This is a genomic window from Planktothricoides sp. SR001 (assembly GCF_001276715.1).
Classification (GTDB): domain Bacteria; phylum Cyanobacteriota; class Cyanobacteriia; order Cyanobacteriales; family Laspinemataceae; genus Planktothricoides; species Planktothricoides raciborskii.
In genome coordinates this window covers 2387-20884 of record NZ_LIUQ01000037.1, presented here as the reverse complement: position 1 = coordinate 20884, position 18498 = coordinate 2387, and the positions used below count along the sequence as shown (strand labels likewise).

General features: G+C 44.7%; 16 protein-coding genes. 9 read left to right on the top strand and 7 right to left on the bottom strand.

Going from position 1 to position 18498, the window contains the following annotated elements:
* Positions 1-88: 88 nt before the first annotated feature.
* From ccsB to AM228_RS19450, 5 genes are all read left to right on the top strand, one after another.
* Complete coding sequence (ccsB, locus tag AM228_RS19470) at positions 89-1153, top strand: c-type cytochrome biogenesis protein CcsB (protein ID WP_054468335.1); 1065 nt, start codon at positions 89-91, stop codon at positions 1151-1153.
* A gap of 143 nt (positions 1154-1296) precedes the next feature.
* A complete protein-coding gene (locus AM228_RS19465; RefSeq protein WP_054468333.1) occupies positions 1297-1536 on the top strand; it encodes a KGK domain-containing protein in 240 nt (79 codons plus the stop codon).
* Positions 1537-1899: 363 nt separating this feature from the next.
* Positions 1900-3657 (top strand): DNA repair protein RecN, encoded by a 1758-nt coding sequence (recN, locus tag AM228_RS19460; protein WP_054468331.1) that lies wholly within the window; start codon positions 1900-1902, stop codon positions 3655-3657.
* Positions 3658-4162: 505 nt separating this feature from the next.
* Positions 4163-6874, top strand: a complete 2712-nt coding sequence (locus AM228_RS19455) for an adenylate/guanylate cyclase domain-containing protein (RefSeq protein WP_054468329.1) — start codon at positions 4163-4165, stop codon at positions 6872-6874.
* Positions 6875-7040: 166 nt separating this feature from the next.
* Positions 7041-7934, top strand: a complete 894-nt coding sequence (locus AM228_RS19450; RefSeq protein WP_082348957.1) for an adenylate/guanylate cyclase domain-containing protein — start codon at positions 7041-7043, stop codon at positions 7932-7934.
* A 172-nt stretch (positions 7935-8106) separates the two neighbouring features.
* On the opposite strand, the gene AM228_RS19440 is transcribed toward AM228_RS19450, so the two are convergent.
* Together AM228_RS19440 and hpsE are read right to left on the bottom strand one after the other, a co-directional pair.
* Positions 8107-8451, bottom strand: a complete 345-nt coding sequence (locus tag AM228_RS19440; protein ID WP_054468325.1) for an RNA-binding protein — start codon at positions 8449-8451, stop codon at positions 8107-8109.
* A 360-nt stretch (positions 8452-8811) separates the two neighbouring features.
* Complete coding sequence (hpsE, locus tag AM228_RS36885) at positions 8812-10581, bottom strand: hormogonium polysaccharide biosynthesis glycosyltransferase HpsE (RefSeq protein WP_072160854.1); 1770 nt, start codon at positions 10579-10581, stop codon at positions 8812-8814.
* Between the two features lie 39 nt (positions 10582-10620).
* On the opposite strand from hpsE, the gene AM228_RS35470 reads away from it, so the two are divergent.
* On the top strand, positions 10621-10779 hold the full coding sequence (locus AM228_RS35470) for a hypothetical protein (protein WP_231636870.1): 159 nt from the start codon (positions 10621-10623) through the stop codon (positions 10777-10779).
* 67 nt (positions 10780-10846) lie between these two features.
* Here the strand turns inward: AM228_RS35470 and hemW are convergent, their stop codons facing one another.
* Positions 10847-12085: a radical SAM family heme chaperone HemW gene (hemW, locus tag AM228_RS19430; RefSeq protein WP_054468323.1), complete on the bottom strand. Its 1239-nt coding sequence runs from the start codon at positions 12083-12085 to the stop codon at positions 10847-10849.
* A gap of 266 nt (positions 12086-12351) precedes the next feature.
* Between hemW and AM228_RS19425 the strand changes: the two genes are divergently transcribed.
* Both AM228_RS19425 and AM228_RS33080 read left to right on the top strand, forming a co-directional pair.
* Positions 12352-13434 (top strand): PIN/TRAM domain-containing protein, encoded by a 1083-nt coding sequence (locus tag AM228_RS19425; RefSeq protein WP_054468321.1) that lies wholly within the window; start codon positions 12352-12354, stop codon positions 13432-13434.
* Between the two features lie 10 nt (positions 13435-13444).
* Entirely contained in the window at positions 13445-13603 is a 159-nt protein-coding gene (locus tag AM228_RS33080) for a hypothetical protein (RefSeq protein WP_156331910.1), read from the top strand.
* Here the strand turns inward: AM228_RS33080 and psb28 are convergent.
* Together psb28 and hemC are read right to left on the bottom strand one after the other, a co-directional pair.
* Entirely contained in the window at positions 13600-13953 is a 354-nt protein-coding gene (gene psb28 / locus AM228_RS19420; protein WP_054468319.1) for a photosystem II reaction center protein Psb28, read from the bottom strand. The two genes, AM228_RS33080 and psb28, sit on opposite strands and share 4 nt — an antisense overlap.
* Before the next feature lie 344 nt (positions 13954-14297).
* Positions 14298-15266: a hydroxymethylbilane synthase gene (gene hemC, locus AM228_RS19415; protein WP_054468317.1), complete on the bottom strand. Its 969-nt coding sequence runs from the start codon at positions 15264-15266 to the stop codon at positions 14298-14300.
* Positions 15267-15544: 278 nt separating this feature from the next.
* Between hemC and AM228_RS19410 the strand changes: the two genes are divergently transcribed.
* A complete protein-coding gene (locus AM228_RS19410; RefSeq protein WP_054468315.1) occupies positions 15545-15727 on the top strand; it encodes a hypothetical protein in 183 nt (60 codons plus the stop codon).
* Between the two features lie 504 nt (positions 15728-16231).
* Here the strand turns inward: AM228_RS19410 and AM228_RS19405 are convergent.
* Both AM228_RS19405 and AM228_RS19400 read right to left on the bottom strand, forming a co-directional pair.
* Positions 16232-16930 (bottom strand): ABC transporter ATP-binding protein, encoded by a 699-nt coding sequence (locus AM228_RS19405; RefSeq protein WP_082348962.1) that lies wholly within the window; start codon positions 16928-16930, stop codon positions 16232-16234.
* A 295-nt stretch (positions 16931-17225) separates the two neighbouring features.
* Complete coding sequence (locus tag AM228_RS19400; protein WP_054468313.1) at positions 17226-18407, bottom strand: ABC transporter permease; 1182 nt, start codon at positions 18405-18407, stop codon at positions 17226-17228.
* Between the last annotated feature and the right edge of the window lie 91 nt (positions 18408-18498).

Below are 18498 nucleotides of genomic sequence, written 5' to 3'. Positions count from 1 at the left end.
AAAGATAATGGGTTTCTCACGCTTCCACTATGCTTTGATAGAAAGAACTGGAAAATTAATGGTAAATAACTGAAGGGGTGAAATTTTTATGAATCTGGTATTACTCCAGAATTACCTGGACAATGCAGCATTTGCCGTATTGCTGGTGACTATGATGCTTTATTGGGTGGGTGCTGCCTTTCCGGGGATTCCTTTGCTCTGGGGTTTGGGAACCAGTGGCATGGCGATCGCCAACCTCTGCATGGCCACCTTACTCGGTGCCCGTTGGATCGAAGCCGGTTACTTTCCCTTGAGTAACTTGTATGAATCGCTCTTTTTCCTGGCTTGGGGCATTACCACCATGCATTTGATTGCGGAAAATATGAGCCGCAGCCGGTTGGTGGGAGTGGCTACCGCACCCGTGGCAATGGGGATTACCGCTTTTGCCGCTTTAACCTTGCCGCCACAAATGCAATCCGCAGAACCCTTGGTTCCCGCCCTCAAATCCAACTGGCTGATGATGCACGTCAGTGTGATGATGCTGAGTTATTCCACCCTGATGGTGGGTGCGGTCTTGGCGATCGCCTTCCTCATTGTCACTCGCGGACAAGCGGTGGAACTCCGAGGCAGTTCCATTGGTAACGGCGCCTACCGCAACTCAGAAAATCGCTTACAACTAGGGGCTGACGCCTTAGTCATCAATCAATTTAGCCCTATGACCACCGCCGAAGTTGCCGGATTTAGCCAAAATAATGGCAGCCCTGGGAGTTCCTCCAACGTGGCACTCCTGGAACCCAAGCAGGTGAAAACCGCCGGACAATTCCAAGAAGCCACCACCCTCTCTCCGCAACGTCTCAGCCTTGCGGAAACCCTGGATAACATTAGTTATCGGATCATTGGTCTGGGATTTCCCCTGCTGACCATTGGGATTATTGCCGGGGCAGTTTGGGCCAATGAAGCTTGGGGCACCTACTGGAGTTGGGATCCCAAAGAAACTTGGGCGCTGATTACCTGGTTGGTATTCGCCGCCTATCTTCATGCCCGGATTACCCGGGGTTGGCAAGGTCGCCGTCCGGCAATTTTAGCCGCCACTGGTTTTGTGGTCGTTTGGATCTGCTATCTTGGGGTCAATCTTTTGGGCAAAGGGTTGCACTCTTACGGTTGGTTTTTCTAAACTTTATATACTTGTTATTGGTTATTGGTTATTGGTTATTGATTATTTGCCCGGAAAAGGAAATCACGAATAACGAATAACCAATAACCATCAAAAGCCTTGATGTAAAAATAAGTCCATATAAGTCCATAAAGGAGATAGTGATGGCGGAAAAATTTGAAGCTCTCCATGCAGGAGATGTCATTTCTACCAGTGGTAGTAGTTTAATGTTTCAATGCACGTTCAAAGTTAGTGAATTTATGACAATTATTCATAGTAAATTAGAAGAAGAAAGTCTATTTTCCGAAGGAATAGATTGCGAAGTCCTTAGCCCGGGTAAGCAATGGCGGAAAGGAAAAATTCAACTCCGTTTAGAGTTTTGTCCCGATGAGGAAGAAGCGTAAAATATCGCGAAAAATTAAGGTCTAACGAAAGGATATGAAAATAATAGGTGCGCTGGATCGCTTTTTCATCTAAAAATTAAGAAGCATCATGGTCGTACCTAGAGCATCCGGGGTTTTGCTATTGATGAAAATTGGCTAAAAAATCACATAAATAAAATCCCGGCTGCTCAATTAAATATAAAAGCCAATAATCAATCTAAAATAAATATGATAAATAAATTGGAATTCAGCGTTTATATAATATCGATATTTTATAACAAGATGAAAAATTTTCAAGACAACACAAAAAATCAATGGATAATCACACAAAAAAAACGATAATAACTTTTAAACATTACAACTTTACTCTTAGATAAAAATCTAATGTTGCTCTCCCTGCGAATTGAAAATTTTGCTTTAGTTGACCATCTGGAATTAGAATTTGGTCAAGGTCTTAATGTCCTAACTGGGGAAACTGGTGCTGGTAAATCAATTATTTTAGATGCGGTGGATGTGGCGTTAGCCGGGAAAGTTAACGGGCGCATGATTCGCACAGGTACGGAGCGATCGCTTGTGGAGGCGACTTTTGCGGTCACACCATTGGTGGCGGAATGGTTACGAGAACAAGAAATCGATCCCCTAGATGGCAAGTGGCTGGTAGCCAGTCGGGATCTGAGTATGAATCGAACTGGGGCCATGCGGAGTCGTTCTCGACTCAATGGCATTTTGGTGAATCGAAAAATGATGGATTCATTGCGCGATCGCCTCGTGGAAATTACCGCCCAAGGTCAAACCACACAACTGGGACAACCAGCCAAACAACGAGACTGGCTGGATGCTTTTGGGGGCGCCGATTTAATCCAGCAACGGCAAGCGGTCGCTCAAGCATTTACCCACTACAGCAAATGTCAAGAAACCTTAGAAAACCGGCGAAAATCAGAACAACAACGCTTACAACGCTTAGATGTCCTGCAATATCAAGTCAAAGAACTCGGTGAAGCGGCTTTGACCGATCCCGAAGAGTTGTCGCAGCTTGAGCAAGAACGGCAACGGCTTAGTCATGTAGTAGAACTGCAACAACAAAGTTATCAAGTTTATCAAGCCCTTTACCAAAACGATCTCGGGTCGGAAGCCGCAGCGGATCTCCTGGGTCAAGTGGAGTCCACGATCGCCGACATGGTGCAATACGATCCAGAGTTACAATCGGTTTTGGATTTAGTTAAAGAAGCCTTAACCGATGTGGTGGAAGCGGGGCGGCAAATGAGTCGCTATAGTGCTAGTTTGGAAGCGGATCCCGACCGTCTCGAAGAAGTGGAACAGCGAATTAATGAACTGAAAAAGATTTGCCGCAAGTATGGCCCTAGCTTGCCAGAAGCGATCGCCTATTACCATCGCATACAAGGGGAACTCGCGGAAATCACCAGTGGGGAAGACTCTTTAGAAAAATTAGAGCAAGCAGCGGCACAAGCTGAGATGGAACTGAAAAATCGTTGTAACCAGTTAACGGATTTGCGTCGAGTAGGGGCGAGAAACCTGAGCGATCGCCTACTAGAAGAACTCCGACCCTTGGCAATGGATAAAGTCCGCTTTGAAGTAGAGATTACACCGATCGCCCCTACCAGTACCGGCGCCGATCGGATCACCTTTTTATTTAGTCCCAATCCGGGGGAACCTTTGCAACCCTTGAGTGAAACCGCCTCAGGGGGTGAAATGAGTCGTTTTCTCTTGGCCCTAAAAGCTTGTTTTATCGATGTAGAGGTATCCTCAACCTTAGTCTTTGACGAAATCGACGTGGGAGTTTCCGGCAGAGTAGCCCAGGCGATCGCCGAAAAACTGCACCAACTCAGTTATCGGCAGCAAATCTTATTTGTCACCCACCAACCCATTGTCGCGGCAATGGCTGACCATCATTTCCATGTCCACAAAAAAATCATCACCGCTGATTCCGTAGATTACTCAGCAGATAATCCAGAAAACGATCCTGGACAGCGGACAGTGGTACGGGTTCAGCCCTTAGCCAATCATCAACGACGGGAAGAACTAGCCCAACTCGCCGGAGGCAAGTCGGCGGGAGAGGCGATCGCGTTTGCGGAATCCCTCCTGGGGCAAGCGGCACAAATCCGTCTTTCCTTACGCAGCTAGAGAGACGTAGCAGCAGATATCTGGCTGACATATCGGCAACACATCAGGAAAAAACTAAGGAAAAAACTGCGGTGCGTTACGCTTCGCGCTTTCACACCCTACGAAAAAACCAACAGTACCAAGACTTGAGGTACGAAGAGGTACGAAGAGGTACGAAGAGGTACGAAGAGGTACGAAGAGGTACGAAGAGGTCAGAGAAAAATAGCAAATTGCCACCCCCGAAAAAAAGGCGACTCCTGTCGCCCGGTTGGGCGCGCCCGTACCTTTGACTCAGAGAAACCAAACAACTGGAACTGGCAAGCTGGTCGTCTGACATATATGCATGCTAAAAACCAATACAATGCATCTGGTAGGCTCTGGAAACATTGACAACTTTAAGAATTGTACCAATAGATTATCTAGCACTTGATCTAACTAGGTTGGATCCTTTAAAGTCAGTCAATCAAGGCTTGCTAATTAAAAACTACCTTGAAAAACCCTTTGACGATTCTAGGTCTAAAGCCCTATGACAGATGCATCTCCGAATCGCCGTATTCACAACAGTAATATGGAAAACAGTACACATACCGTCACCATTGATGCCACTGTTGTCAACCTCGAAAATGACGGCAAAAACATTGAGCAAAAACCAGCATCAGAAAAAGCACCCGCATTTGCACAGCCTGCCGAGGAACAAGCTGCACCTACGAGTAGTAATGCCCTAGTAACTACCCAGGGAACCTTTAAGTCGTTTCTCGCCCCTCTGAACAAAGAAAACTTTAAACAAGTTGTCAGCGACGTTGAGACAAAACTAGAGGTGGTGAATCAAACCCTGTCCATGTTGGACAGTCTCTTAGACGCCCAGGGGTTTGACTCCATACTGAATGAAATGTTGCGTTCCATCACCTTAAAAACAGGGGAATTACTCGGAGCAGATCGCACCACGATTTTTTTATTAGATGAAGATAAAAACGAACTCTGGTCAATTGTCGCCAAAGGAGACACGGGAGACTCCTTAGAGATTCGCATTCCGGCAGATCAAGGGATTGCCGGGGAAGTGGCCACCTTTAAGAAAGTGGTGAATATACCCTTTGACTTTTTTGATGATGCGCGATCGGCGCAATCCAAAAAAACCTACAAACAGACTAAATACCGCACCTACACCATGCTCTGTATGCCCTTGTTAAAAAAACAAGAGGACAACAAACCGGAAGAGTTGGTGGCTGTGGTGCAGTTGATGAACAAGTTAAAAAAAGTTCACGATCCCGAACAGCCACTAAGCGATCGCATCGATACCAGAGGCTTTACCGAAGAAGATGAGAAAGTTTTCCAAGAATTCGCCCCATCGGTATTGATGATCCTGGAATCTTCTCGGTCTTTCCGCAAAGCCTCGCAGCGGCAACGGGCTGCCGCTGCCCTGATGTCGGCAACTCAATCTCTGAGTAAGAGTAGCTTAGACCTGGAAGATACCCTGAAACGGGTCATGGATGAAGCCAAAAAGCTGATGAACGCCGATCGCTCAACCCTCTGGTTGATCGACGAAGAAAAAAATGAGCTCTGGACAAAAATCCCTATCGATGGAGTAATACAAGAAGTTAGGATTCCCCGAAATGCTGGTTTTGCTGGTCAAGTGGCCACGTCCGGCAAGCCTTTGAACATTTCCTTTGACTTATATGCCCATCCTGGGTCAGAAACCTCCAAACAAACCGACCAAAAAACTAAATATCGGACGTGCAGCTTACTCTGTATGCCAGTATTTAACTCCGATGGCGAGTTGATTGGCGTAACTCAATTGGTGAACAAAAAGAAATATAACGAACATCCTCCGTACGATCCGACCACTTGGCCGGAAGCGCCAGAATTCTGGAAAGCGTCTTTTAGTCGTTCTGACCAGGAATTCATGGAAGCGTTTAACACCCAAGCAGGGGTGGCGTTGCAAAATGCCAAACTATTTGCCACCGTTAGACAACAAGAACAACTGCAACGGGATATTCTCCGCAGTCTCAGCAATGGGGTGATTTCTACCAATAAAAATGGAATTATTATTGCTGCCAATCAAACCGCTAAACAATTGCTTGGTTTTGGCAAAGACGATCGCTTAGAAGAGCAGCACATCTGCAACGTCGTCAAGCTGCAACAAGAAGATCAGTTTGCCAAATGGTTTGAACAAGCTTTGGCGGGGACAGACGAAAAAGCCCGCAATCAATACTATCCCGAACAAACCCTGCTCTCCCATAATTCAGAGGAAGAGCATAGTATTAATTTGTCCATTAATTCGATCTCCGACGCCAAAGATCCCACAAATGTCTATGGGGCTCTGGTGGTCATGGATGACATCAGTGATGAAAAACGGCTCAAGAGTACCATGTATCGTTACATGACCCAGGAAGTGGCCGAAGCATTACTCCAAAGTGGCGATACGGGTCTGGGTGGCAAGAAGAAAGAAGTCTCGGTGCTGTTCTCGGATATTCGCAGCTACACCACTCTCACAGAAGGGATGGAACCGGAAGAAGTGGTGGCCATGCTCAACGAGTATTTTGAGTCAATGGTGGATGCGGTCTTTAAATACAAAGGCACCCTGGACAAATACATTGGGGACGCAATTATGGCCGTGTTTGGTTCCCCGTTACCCTTGGCTGACCACGAATGGTGTGCGGTGCAAACCGCTGTGGAAATGGGACAACGCTTAAAAGTGTTTAACAAAAAGCGCCAAGCGGAAGGGAAGAAAACTCTCTCTATTGGCATTGGGCTTCATTCCGATGCCGTGGTCAGTGGTAATATTGGCTCCAGCAAACGGATGGAATTAACCTCCATTGGGGACGGGGTAAACTTAGCCTCTCGTTTGGAAGGCACCAGCAAAATGTACGGCTGCGTGATCGTGATCAGTGAAAAAACTTACGAAGCCTGTAAAGATCGTGTTTGGGTTCGGGAACTCGACTTTATTACGGTTAAAGGTAAAACTGAGCCAGTGAGAATTTATGAGTTAGTCGGCCTTAAAGATGGCCCTCTGGCGCAAGAAATCGATCCAAAACAGAAGGAGTTGATCGACGCTTACCACCAAGGTCGCGAATATTACCTAAATCGCGAGTTTGAACTGGCAATGTCTAGGTTTGGTAAAGTGATTGAAATTGATAAAGATAACAAAGCCGCCAATTTGCATATCGATCGGTGTTTACATTTCATCGAAAATCCGCCCGCAGACAACTGGGATGGTGTTTGGAAGCTCACAGAAAAATAGTATGGTAGTTGGGATGACCTTATCTTAGGGTTTGAGTTAGGAGTATGTGGATTGGCGCTGCCGGCTGTCTATTGGCATCTAGCAGATCCACCTTTCCCGATCTGAAAAAATTACTTCCAGGCCATCCCTACAACCAAGGTAAAAAGTCGATTTTTTTCACAGAACAATGGTAGTAGATAGCCAGTCAGTTAATGTTTTCCCGTCCGGCATTCCCCAAGAAACCGCTCTTGATGCTGATAAATTGGGGTGCGAAATCAAGGAATGCTCGATTTTGTTTTCTGATATTTATGGTTACAAATATTTGATTCAAAATTTTGAGTCATCAGAGGTAGCCAATCTGCTTGATGAATATTTTCAGTTAATGATTAATGCGGTGTATGAATATAAACAAAATCTAGACCAACAAATAGAATTAGCGGGAATTAGAAATTCAATTGTCGCTGTGTTTAGTTCGTCAATTGCCGTGGAGAATCATGCATGGCTGGCAGTTCAAACCGCAATGCAAATGTGCAAGCGTTTGGCGGATTTTAATCAGCGGCGGCAAACGGAAAATAAACCAGCGATTAAAATTGGCATTGGGATTAATTCCGATCTGATTTTAAGTGGTCAAAAGGGTTCCACTAAACGAATGGAATTCACCGCCATTGGTGAAGGGGTCAGTATTGCTTATTATTTAGAAGGTCTGAGTAAGCAGTATGGTTGCGATATCGTACTGAGTAAAAATACTTATGAAAAATGTGCCGATCGCGTCTGGGTGAGAGAACTGGATGTGATTCGGATGCGGAATAATAAGACCCCAGTACCTATTTATGAAATTTTGGGACTACGTTCTGACCCCTTGTCTTCGGATCAGGAGCAGATTCTCGAACTGTATCATAAAGGTCGTGAGTTTTATTTGAACCGTCAGTTTGCCAATGCGATGGGTGAGTTTGCCAGAGTTAGAAAAATAAATGCCCACGATCAAGCGGCTGGGTTGCTGTTGCAACGGTGCCAAAAGTTGATCAAAAATCCTCCCGCTGATGATTGGGATGGCGCCTGGAGTATTACCGGCGAACAATAATTTCCCATGGGCAATCCCTTGGCGATCGCCAACCCGATTTCGTGCCGGAAGTCGGGTTTTGTTTTTTGGGTTTGGCGATCGCCAAGCCAAAAAAACCCAAGCATCAAGACTTGGGTCTTTGTTATATCAAATTCAGTCAAATCAATTGATTTGAAAGACTACCATGAAAAGCTTAGAAGCGGTTACGACTGTAGCCGCCGCCGCCGCCACCACGACGACCGCCGCCGCCGCCGTTGCCGCCGCCTTTGAAGCTGCCACCCCGATTTCCCCCACTTTCCCGAGGCTTGGCTTTGTTGACTTTAATATCACGACCCATCCACTCGGCACCATCGAGGGCATCAATGGCGGCTTGTTCTTGCGCTTCGGTGTCCAATTCGACAAATCCAAAACCCCGCATCTTTCCAGTCTCACGATCCGTGGGGAGTTGAACTCGCTTAACGGTTCCATATTCAGCAAAAACCTCATTCAAGTCGTCTTGGGTAACTTGGTATGAAAGATTACCAACGTAAATAGACATAGGATCCTCTCCGACATCAAAAAAAGTGTAGTGTTTGAGTTTTCGGAGAGAAGCCTGCCAATACTAAAAAGGACATACCTATTAATACTACAAACAAACGCTGCAACCGAATTTTACTCTGAGACTCTACTATAACATAGATTTTTGATCTGGGGCTGAGGCTGCCACAAAATCTTACAAAACTTAACATGATCGACTGGAGGAAACCCAAAGCAACCCAAACCAACCCAAACCAAACCAAACCAAACCAAACCAACCCAAACCAACCCAAACCAACCCAAAGCAACCCAAAGCAACCCAAAGCAACCCAAAGCAAGTTAGGAGTTACAGGGGTTTGTGCTGCTGCGTCCTGTTAAGGTTCTAACTGAGGAGAGATTGCCGATGACTGTAAGTGATTAAGGGGTGGGTTGGGGCAATGCCATACCCTTGGACGTAATCGACTCCTATGGATTTCATTTGTTCAAAAATTTCTTGGTTTTCTACGGCTTCGGCAATTGTTTTCATGCCAAGTTGATGACCTAAATCATTGATCTGATAAATTTTATCAATGCTTGGCCGATTTGACGCCCGCTGGCTGAAGAATTTACCATCAATTTTCAAGTAATCTACTGGCATTTTTTTGATATATTTAGGAGAAATATTTCCCCTGCCCACATGATCTAAGGTGAGTTGACTGCCGATTTTTTTGATGTAGTTAATAAATTTAATTATTGTTTCTAAATTAGCAATCGCACAAGTTTCTGAAATCGCAAAGGATATCATTTCTGGCGTAATTTCATACTCTCTAAATTCACGGTGAAGAAAATTGATAAAATTAGGATCTTTCACCGTTTCTATGGAAACATTGATTTCATATAAAGATAAACTGGGGTCGAGACTTTCCCCGGCAATTTCCCTAAAAATTTGGCGAACGACCCAGCGGTCAATGGTGGGCATCAATTTATAATGTTGGGCGATCGGCATAAATTCACTCGGCAGGAGAATGCGATCGAGTTCGTCTTTTAGTCTTAAGAGAATTTCTGTATGTTGGTTTGAGGAATTAAAGGGGCTAATCGGCTGAATTTCTTGAGCATAAAGACAAAAGCGATCTTGTTCAAATCCTTGAGCAATTTGATTGAGAATTTGTTCGGTTTTTTGTAAAGATTGACTGAAGATTTCCCTGGGAATCTTTTTGCTCTGTTTTTTCTTCCATAAAAATAAAGGACTCACCAGGGTACTGACGAGAAATTCTCTTTGGGAGGCCGCAACGGGATCTTTTTTTACGTTCAGACCATGTTTAATTAAATGAAGAACTAATCGACGCAGATCGTTAGCCAAATATGCAGGAAAGGCTAAAGGTATTTGCCAAGTTTCTAGGGTCATCATACGTAGTCTATGTCTGCTTAAGCCGACACAGCGAGTAAGTAGCCGTAAATAATCGGCTTTTAAGCGATTATTAGGAATTTTATGATATACAATCATTTCTGGGTTATACCAAATTTCCCACCCGGCTTTTTGAATATGCAATAACGCTTCTAAATCTTCACTGGCCATACCAGCTTCTTTGCCTTGATGATTTAAAAATAACCGATTGGGTACGCTTTTTAACCAAACATCTTTTCTTACCACTAACCCTGCCCCTGGGGGTAGTATTTTATGGTATGGATTATATAAATGGGGTGTATTTCCTCTTTCGACAATGGCTAAAAAACTAGCAATTTCTTTAAAATTTTTCGGCATTTCTTCTGGGGTATTGGCTTCAAAAAAATACCCATGAATTTGGCTGCCATAAGCGCCAAGTTGGGGATGGTTTTGGCCGAATTCATAAGCAGCAGCTACCCAGTTTTTTTCCGGGAGATTATCATCATCGAGAAATCCGATGAGTTTTCCTTTGGCTTTTTCTACGGCTTTTTGGCGTGCAAATGCTGCCCCTTGTTCGGGACAAAAGTAATAGATTAATGGGCACCATGAAGGCCACTGGGTTTGATATTCGCGAATTACCTGAGCGGTGCGATCGCAGCTGTTGTTATCAATGACTAAAATTTCCCAGGTAAATGATTCAGTCTCAACTTGCGATCGCAGTCGTTCCAGTACATCAGGTAATCGAGTTTCGCCGTTATAAGTCGGAATTGCTACGGTAAAGTCCACCATCTTCCCCCCTCCTTAACAATCAAAAAGTGACTTCTTTTAGTGACTTCTTTTATTGTATTCAATGGATCGGGTGAGTCCGGTCGGGTGGATGCAGTAATTCGCAAATCTTTACAAAAAACCCTTAAATTTGGGTCAACTTTAAGAAAAGTTTACACAAGCAGGCCAGCGGGTCAATTTCACCTCGATCGCCAATGGTGAAATCACCGTTTTATGGCGATCGAAATCATTGATTTTCTGTAAGTTGAGTCACGCCGATCGCCCCTGATTATTCTAGTTGTTGAAACAGGGTCGCCAAAATCGTATTGGAGAATAAAAATCCTTCGGGATCCGTGAGTCGGATGCGACTGCTTGGGGGTAATGGGGATTCCGGGGATAAGGGGATCGGTATTCCTTCAGAGGTGAGGATTTCTACCCATCCTTGACGGTGGTATTGGTGTAAACTTGGCCAAATTCGCTGAAGTACATTGTCACCAAACCGTTCGACCAGGGTGGCACAATTTATGCCATCAGTTAAACGCAATCCCAGCATGATAGTTTCTAGCAAGCGTTCGCTTTCCAGAGTTTTTGGGCAATCAATTTTTCCCCCTGCGGCGATCGATTGTTCGACCCATTGGTAATATTCAGCGATTTTCCGGGGTCTGGTAAACCTTTGTCCTTGGACATAGCTGGTGGCACCCATGCCAAAACCGTAGTAAGGCAGGTTTTCCCAATAAACTCGATTATGCCGACATTGATGTCCGGGGAAGGCATAGTTGGAGACTTCATAGTGTTGATAACCCGCATCGGTTAAAATTTGCACCGCTAGACGGTACATATCCGCAGTGCTTTGATCGTCGGGAAAGGGAGGAACTCCAGGCTTGTAGTAGCGATGAAAAGCCGTCCCTGGTTCGATGATTAAGTCGTAACTAGAAATGTGGCTAGGTGTCAGCATGACGGCGGTTTCTAGGGAGTTTTGCCATTGATCTAGGGTTTGATGGGGCAGTCCAGAGATCAGATCGATGCTGAAGTCGGAAACCCCTACTTGGTACAGCAGGTCGATGGCTGTAAAAATGTCTTTAGAACTGTGCGATCGCCCACACATACTTAGTAATTCGTCTTGAAATGCTTGGATGCCTAAACTAACGCGATTAATTCCCCCTTGGACGTAACCATACAACTTTTCTAAGTCAAAGGTTCCTGGATCCATTTCGATGGAGATTTCTGGACTGGCGCTGATACCAAACCGGCGATCGAGAATTTCCATAATTTGGTTTAACTGATGAACTGAAAGCAGAGAAGGAGTACCCCCGCCAAAAAAAACTGTTTCCAAGGGTTGACCGCCACCGGGAGTCATCTCGATCTCTTGAATCAACGTTTCTATATATTTCTGGATCGTGCTAGAATTCTCCCCTTGTTGGCGATCGCCGATGACAAAGATCGGAAAATCACAATAAAAGCAGCGACGACGACAAAAGGGTATGTGAATATAAACGGATTTCGGTTGCTCATTCTCATTGAAATTCATGGTTTTTCTAATTTGGTGATGTTTTTTTAAGAGGCGATCGCTGCTAACGAATCACCCATTGGCCTGATTCACGATCTCTGGTAAGTTTTGTAACTTTAATGAGTATCCACTGCTGAGGAATCTGGAAAAACTTAAGAGTATAATAGAGGAATTGTAGAATTATCCCAAAAATCGGATTCAATTCCTGGGCAATACTTGCGGAGGAATTGCCCGTCAACCGTTAATCAGTCAACCGTTAAATTGATCTCTAAAAGGATTTAGGAACAATGCTTGATGCAATTATCGTGATCTCATTCATCTTAACAGGGGTGGGCATCGGTTTTTACGGAATCGATATGCTGCCCAGTAGTGCTACTAATCAAGTGACAAGTCTGGAAGGGTTGCGATCTGTAACCGCTGGATTTGGCGCTTTAATTGGATTTGGCGTCGGTTTATTCATGCAAATTAACTACCGACGGCTGGAAGTCAAAGTCCGCCATATGCCCATTGATATGCTGATCACGCGGGCGATCGGTTTAGTGATCGGACTTCTGGTGGCCAACTTAATGTTAGCCCCCCTGTTTTTACTGCCCATTCCCGGAGAATTTGGCTTTATTAAACCCCTGACCGCCGTTTTAGGCAGTATCCTCTTTGCTTTTACCGGGGTTTCCCTCGCTGACAGCCACGGTCGGGCTTTCTTAAGACTGATTAATCCCAATTCCGTCGAAATGATGTTAGTCGCCGAAGGCACCTTGAAACCCGCCCAAACCAAAATTTTGGATACAAGCTGTATTATTGATGGTCGGGTAGAATCTTTGCTGGAAACTGGGTTTCTGGAAGGGCAAATTCTCGTTCCCCAATTTGTTTTACAAGAATTGCAGTTAGTCGCGGATGCCTCCAACGATCAAAAACGAGTTCGTGGCCGCAGAGGATTGGATATTCTGAATCAAATGCAGGAAAATTACCCCGATCGCATTGTGATTCACCCTGCTGACTACGAAGATATTCATACGGTGGATGCTAAGTTGGTGCGTTTAGCTCAAGAAATTAATGCCATTTTGTTAACCAATGACTACAACTTGAGCAAAGTAGCCGCTTTACAAAAGGTGCCGGTCTTGAATATTAATGACTTGACTCAAGCGGTGCGTCCAGTGTATCTGCCTGGAGATACTTTAGAGTTAAAAATTCTCAAGGAAGGGAAAGAAGCTGCCCAAGGGGTCGGCTATTTAGAAGATGGCACGATGGTGGTGGTGGAAGAAGCGGAAACTCATATCGGTGCGATGATGCGAGTGGTGGTGACATCAGCTTTACAAACTTCTGCCGGTCGGATGATTTTTGCTCGTCCCCATGCTTCAGTGATTGCTGGATAAATTGTAGGCAATGACTGATTTTGAAGGCATGATTTGTCAGGGCGATCCTTGGCGATCGCTTTACCGACACTGCCTCGGTTCTCTCTCATACCAGAGAGGAGAAATCGAGGCAGTTGTTTATCGAGGCAGTTGTTTATCGAGGCAGTTGTTTATCGAGGCAGTTGTTTAATTTGACTGAAATTCAAAGCCATATGCATCAGCATAGCGATGTAAAAATCGCATCACTCGCTCCAATTCCGCTTGTGTCCTCAGTTCAAAAGAACATTCGGCTTTGGCTAAATCATGCTCGTCATCGGCAAAAAAGAACTTCATGCCACTGGGGATAACTTTAATTTCCCCTTCTTGATCCCGTAAAGACAAGGTATCAATTTTATTAGTAAAACTCCGTCCTCCTTTTAATGCCTCTAAGTCCTCAAACAATAAAACAACCAAGTTGGTGCCACTGTCTCGCCGACGGCGTAGGCTAATTCCACTCACTTGTTCGTTGATCCCATCTATAAATTGCACGGATACAGGCATAATGGGCTCCTATAAACTTTTTGTAACAACTATAGAAATTACTAGAAATTACCCAGTTGCCAGATTGGAGTCTATTGGACTCTATATTGAGTTTGTAGAGATTCTGCCTATTTTCTGAATGTTTTCTGGATCGGCGGTTTGATGGAGTTGGCGAATCACACAAAGGTTATAGGCTTCTACTGCGTAACTCCTATATAACTATCTTACTGCGAAATTACACTTTTGCCGTTAATTAACCTCTGTCAAATCACCCCGATCCGGGGTAGCAGTTATGTTTTTATTGATAATTGATAGTTGATAATTATCAATTATCAACTATCAATTGATAGGCTCTTGTGCCTGCTTTAACTACGCTGAATTTGAGCAAAAATCTCGTTTAAAATATCTTGGGCGCCTTGATTTTTTAACTCTTCAGCCAATTCAATTCCCAGTTGTTCCGCTTCAGTCGCCGCCCCAACCACTGTATCTTTAACTAAACGTTTGCCATCTAAACTGGCAACCATCCCAGTTAAAGTTAGTTGATCGCCTTCAATGACTGTATTCACGCCAATGGGAACTTGACATCCCCCTTCCAGAGTCCGCAGAAAAGCGCGTTCCGCCAAACAGCGATACTTGGTAGGTTCATGTTCCAACACTTTAATAATTTCGAGAATTTCCGTATCCCCATCGCGACATTCAATTCCCAAAGCTCCTTGACCTACTGCGTGCAGACTGATTTCTGGGGGAATCACTTGATCGATGCGATCGCCCATTCCCAAACGGTGTAAACCCGCCACCGCCAAAATCAAGGCATCATACTCACCCGCATCTAGCTTAGCCAAGCGAGTATTCAGATTTCCCCGAATATCCTTAAACTCTAGATGGGGAAAATGGTGACGTAACTGGGCCAAACGACGCAGAGATGAAGTACCCACCACCGCCCCAGGGGGCAAAGTATCCAGTTGCTTATCTTTATAGTTTTGGTGCAGAACCAAGGCATCCGCTGGATTTTCTCTTTCCGTAATACAGCCGAGCACCAATCCTTCGGGCAAATTGGTGGGCAGGTCTTTCAAGGAATGAACCGCTAAGTCCGTCTCCTTGTTCAGCATCCCCACTTCCAATTCTTTGGTGAACAGACCCTTATCCCCAATTTTGGCCAAAGGCACATCTAAAATCTTGTCTCCTTGGGTACTCATCTTGTGGATTTCAAATGTGCTGTTGGGGTAATGTTTTTGTAGTTCTGCTTGCACCCACTCAGTTTGCACCAAAGCCAGTTGGCTTTTTCGGGAACCAAGACGCACGGTATGAGAGGGGTTTACCACGGTAGAAGTCATTAAAATATCGCCAAATTTTAAATAAAGTCACTCGATCTAGACTACCGCACTCGGCGCCCTTGGATCTGTTTTTTTAGCATTTTTAGCCATTTTTAGCCCGTCTTTAAGAAACCGGGTTTCTGCCTCCAATTTTTGCTTCAAAGCCAAAATGGGGAAAAGAAGCTCGGTTTCTGAGTCTAATTCCCGGTTCCCTTATCTAAAATTGAAATATATTCCACCACAGAAGCAATCAAATCCAGGGCCAACTCCTTAAAGGACGCTATCAAATCTTACAACCATTGGGCAAAGGCGGCTTTGGTCAAACCTATCTCGCTGCGGATACCCAACGACCAAACCACCCCCAATGGGTGGTGAAGCATCTCCAGGTAAAAGCCGCTTTCCCTGGGGTTCTAGCCAAAGCCCAGCAGCTATTTGCCCAAGAAGTGAAAACTAGGGAATTTTGTAGATTAGCTTTTTGCTAAGTTAATTGACTATTTTTCAAAATATTATAGTAACTTTGTGGTGATTTAAATGCTAAATTATATCTTGACATAAGATGTATTTTAATTTCATAAATATTTCGGCGTTCGTGACTTTCAAGAAGCTTTTTTTATTTGAAGACCGATATCATGTCGATTTGTCAATTGGCAGCACCAAAATTGAGACGTATTCGCAGCTTATAAAGGGAGTTTGGGCTTTGTTTGGGCTTTAAATTTGTTTAAGTCCAATATAAGTTTACGGGCAGAAATAAATTCACCACAGACCCCATTATAAGAAAAGAGGAAAGAGTAAAGAGATGCATAGTAAAGATATTCTCTCTTCTCTCTCCTACGAATCTCTCTCCTATGCATCCTTCCTATATGCGGGAATCCAAGGATTTACGGCGGGGAAAGAAAAGTGCAATTAATTATGTTCACCTAACCAGAACAAGAAACCCGGTTTCTTGTCAGGGTTAGAGATTTGAGAAACCGGGTTTTTTTGTCAGACTATCGAGGACTTTGGGGGGTTAAGATGCCATCTTCCAGATAGAGAATGCGATCGGCCACATCAAGGATCCGAGGGTCGTGAGTCACCATCAGCACTGTGCAACCTTCTTCTTTGGCGAGTTTACGCAAAAGTTCAATGACGGCATGACCACTGTGGGAGTCGAGGGCAGCGGTGGGTTCATCGGCCATAATTATTTGAGGATGTCCCGCTAGAGCACGGGCGATCGCCACCCGTTGTTTTTGTCCCCCAGAGAGATCCCTGGGGCGGAGTTTGGCTTTATCCGCTAACCCGACTTGTTCCAGTAAGTTTTCCGCTTGCGATCGGGCTGGGCGCCCACGAATTCCTTTCACCTTTAATGCCATTTCCACATTCTCAGCCGCAGTAAGGGCGGGAAATAAGTTAAACCCCTGAAAAATAAAACCAATGTTGTCCCGGCGAAACTTAGAAAGTTTCGCCCGAGACATTCGGGTAATATCTTGTCCGAGGATAGTGACTTGTCCCACTGAGGGAGTCAACAAGCCTGCCAAAATTGAGAGTAGGGTGGTTTTCCCTGAACCAGAAGGACCCATTAATAGCTCAATATCACCATGATGCACATCCAGGTCTACTCCCTTAAGGGCTTCATAGTAGCCTAAACCAGATTCGTACACCATTTTGACACCCCGGGCTTTCAGGGCAACTGTTTTCGCAGTTGCCATTTCCTTGGTAGCTTCAGCCACTGGAATGAGTATATTGCGATAAGACTGATCAATGGTAATAGAAGAAGCAATCATGCCGAATTTATTTTTAGTTGTAAAGGTAGTACGGCCAGTGGTGTGAGGAAGCACCAAAGTGAACGGATAATCTTGTGCCAATGCCAATTACCAATATGATAATGCTTTGGGCGGTTCGCTTTCTTGTAGCTTTCGATCAAGAAAGGTGTTTATCACTATGAACATTTTTCATCAGAGAAAATACTTGATCCGTGAGATTTGTCACCAAAATCATTGCTGGTTAAGCTTTAAACACAATTGCCGGATCCACACGATTGACTTTTTGAATGGCAAACAAAGCGGAACCAACGCACATCAACACGGTGATGCCAAAAACACTTGCAGCGGTGGTCGGGGTAATTAAAATCACCAGTCCTTGGGCGGCGAATGCCCAAGCTTTGACCCCAAAACAAAGGGCCATACCGGGAATATAACCCAGCACCGCCATCCACAGGGATTGTTCAATAATGACGCTATAGATCAAGTAGTTAGACGCACCCATTGCTTTGAGAGTGCCAAATTCTTTGAGGTGGTCAGATACGGAAGAATAAAGGATTTGTCCCACCACCACGATGCCCACCACTACACCAACGCAGGCCCCCAGTCCCAAGACAAAGCCGATGCCGGTGCGCTTTTGCCAGTAGGTGCGAGTCATTTCGGAAAATTCTGCTTTGGTAAATGCTCGACTGTATGGTAAAGCTTTTTCTAGTCTTTGCTTGAGTGCTTCCAAGTCTTGACCGGGTTTGGCTCGAATTAAGACATAAGTAATCAGATCGTCGGTTTCTAAGGATTCTGGATTCGGTGCCAATAATTTGGATGGTTCTTCGGTCATTGGCGAAGTGACGATCGCTGAGGCATTCTCTAAGGAGGTGAACACAAAGGGACTGGAGATGGTTGATTGGGTGTTTCTGGTCAAGCCCACCAGTTTGGCTTGAAAAATTCCCATTTCTACCCGATCGCCAATCCATTCAACATTCAGGGAATCCTTGTTTTTTTCATCAATAAAGAAGGTATAAGGTTCTTTGAGGGAACTCAGATTTCCTCTGCTAATTTCACCAGGTACAAAGAGTTGGCTATCAGGATTAAAGCCAATCACTCGGACATGATTGATTTGCCCGGAAAAAGATCGCCAACTTCCCCCGTTGAAAATTACGGGTTCTGCTAACTCGACTCCTTCAACTTCTTGGGCTTGGATAAAGCGTTTGTATGGAATTTGCAAGGTCAATTCTAAAGAGGCAGTGTTTTGGGAACCGACCCAGATATCGGCTTTTGAATAGTCAATCAAGAGGGAGATCGAGCGAATCACTCCTTGCAAGATTCCGGTTTGAATGGTAATTAAGCTAACAGCAAACATGATGCCCGCTTGAGCAACGAGGAAGCGCGGCAGGTCTTCAAACAGGTTTTTCCGGGCAATTGAGGGCATGGCCGAGTTTTTAAACTGTAAACGGTCTTTAACTTTATTATATTATAAAAAATTAACTGTGCGGTGGTTATCCCCCTGGCAAAAATCGGTG

What these genes read in the sequence shown, in the direction of transcription:
- ccsB (WP_054468335.1), top strand. Translation starts at nt 89, where the DNA reads ATGAATCTGGTATTACTCCAGAATTACCTGGACAATGCAGCATTTGCC.
- AM228_RS19465 (WP_054468333.1), top strand. Translation starts at nt 1,297, where the DNA reads ATGGCGGAAAAATTTGAAGCTCTCCATGCAGGAGATGTCATTTCTACC.
- recN (WP_054468331.1), top strand. Translation starts at nt 1,900, where the DNA reads ATGTTGCTCTCCCTGCGAATTGAAAATTTTGCTTTAGTTGACCATCTG.
- AM228_RS19455 (WP_054468329.1), top strand. Translation starts at nt 4,163, where the DNA reads ATGACAGATGCATCTCCGAATCGCCGTATTCACAACAGTAATATGGAA.
- AM228_RS19450 (WP_082348957.1), top strand. Translation starts at nt 7,041, where the DNA reads ATGGTAGTAGATAGCCAGTCAGTTAATGTTTTCCCGTCCGGCATTCCC.
- AM228_RS19440 (WP_054468325.1), bottom strand. Translation starts at nt 8,451, where the DNA reads ATGTCTATTTACGTTGGTAATCTTTCATACCAAGTTACCCAAGACGAC.
- hpsE (WP_072160854.1), bottom strand. Translation starts at nt 10,581, where the DNA reads ATGGTGGACTTTACCGTAGCAATTCCGACTTATAACGGCGAAACTCGA.
- hemW (WP_054468323.1), bottom strand. Translation starts at nt 12,085, where the DNA reads ATGAATTTCAATGAGAATGAGCAACCGAAATCCGTTTATATTCACATA.
- AM228_RS19425 (WP_054468321.1), top strand. Translation starts at nt 12,352, where the DNA reads ATGCTTGATGCAATTATCGTGATCTCATTCATCTTAACAGGGGTGGGC.
- AM228_RS33080 (WP_156331910.1), top strand. Translation starts at nt 13,445, where the DNA reads ATGACTGATTTTGAAGGCATGATTTGTCAGGGCGATCCTTGGCGATCG.
- psb28 (WP_054468319.1), bottom strand. Translation starts at nt 13,953, where the DNA reads ATGCCTGTATCCGTGCAATTTATAGATGGGATCAACGAACAAGTGAGT.
- hemC (WP_054468317.1), bottom strand. Translation starts at nt 15,266, where the DNA reads ATGACTTCTACCGTGGTAAACCCCTCTCATACCGTGCGTCTTGGTTCC.
- AM228_RS19405 (WP_082348962.1), bottom strand. Translation starts at nt 16,930, where the DNA reads ATGGCAACTGCGAAAACAGTTGCCCTGAAAGCCCGGGGTGTCAAAATG.
- AM228_RS19400 (WP_054468313.1), bottom strand. Translation starts at nt 18,407, where the DNA reads ATGCCCTCAATTGCCCGGAAAAACCTGTTTGAAGACCTGCCGCGCTTC.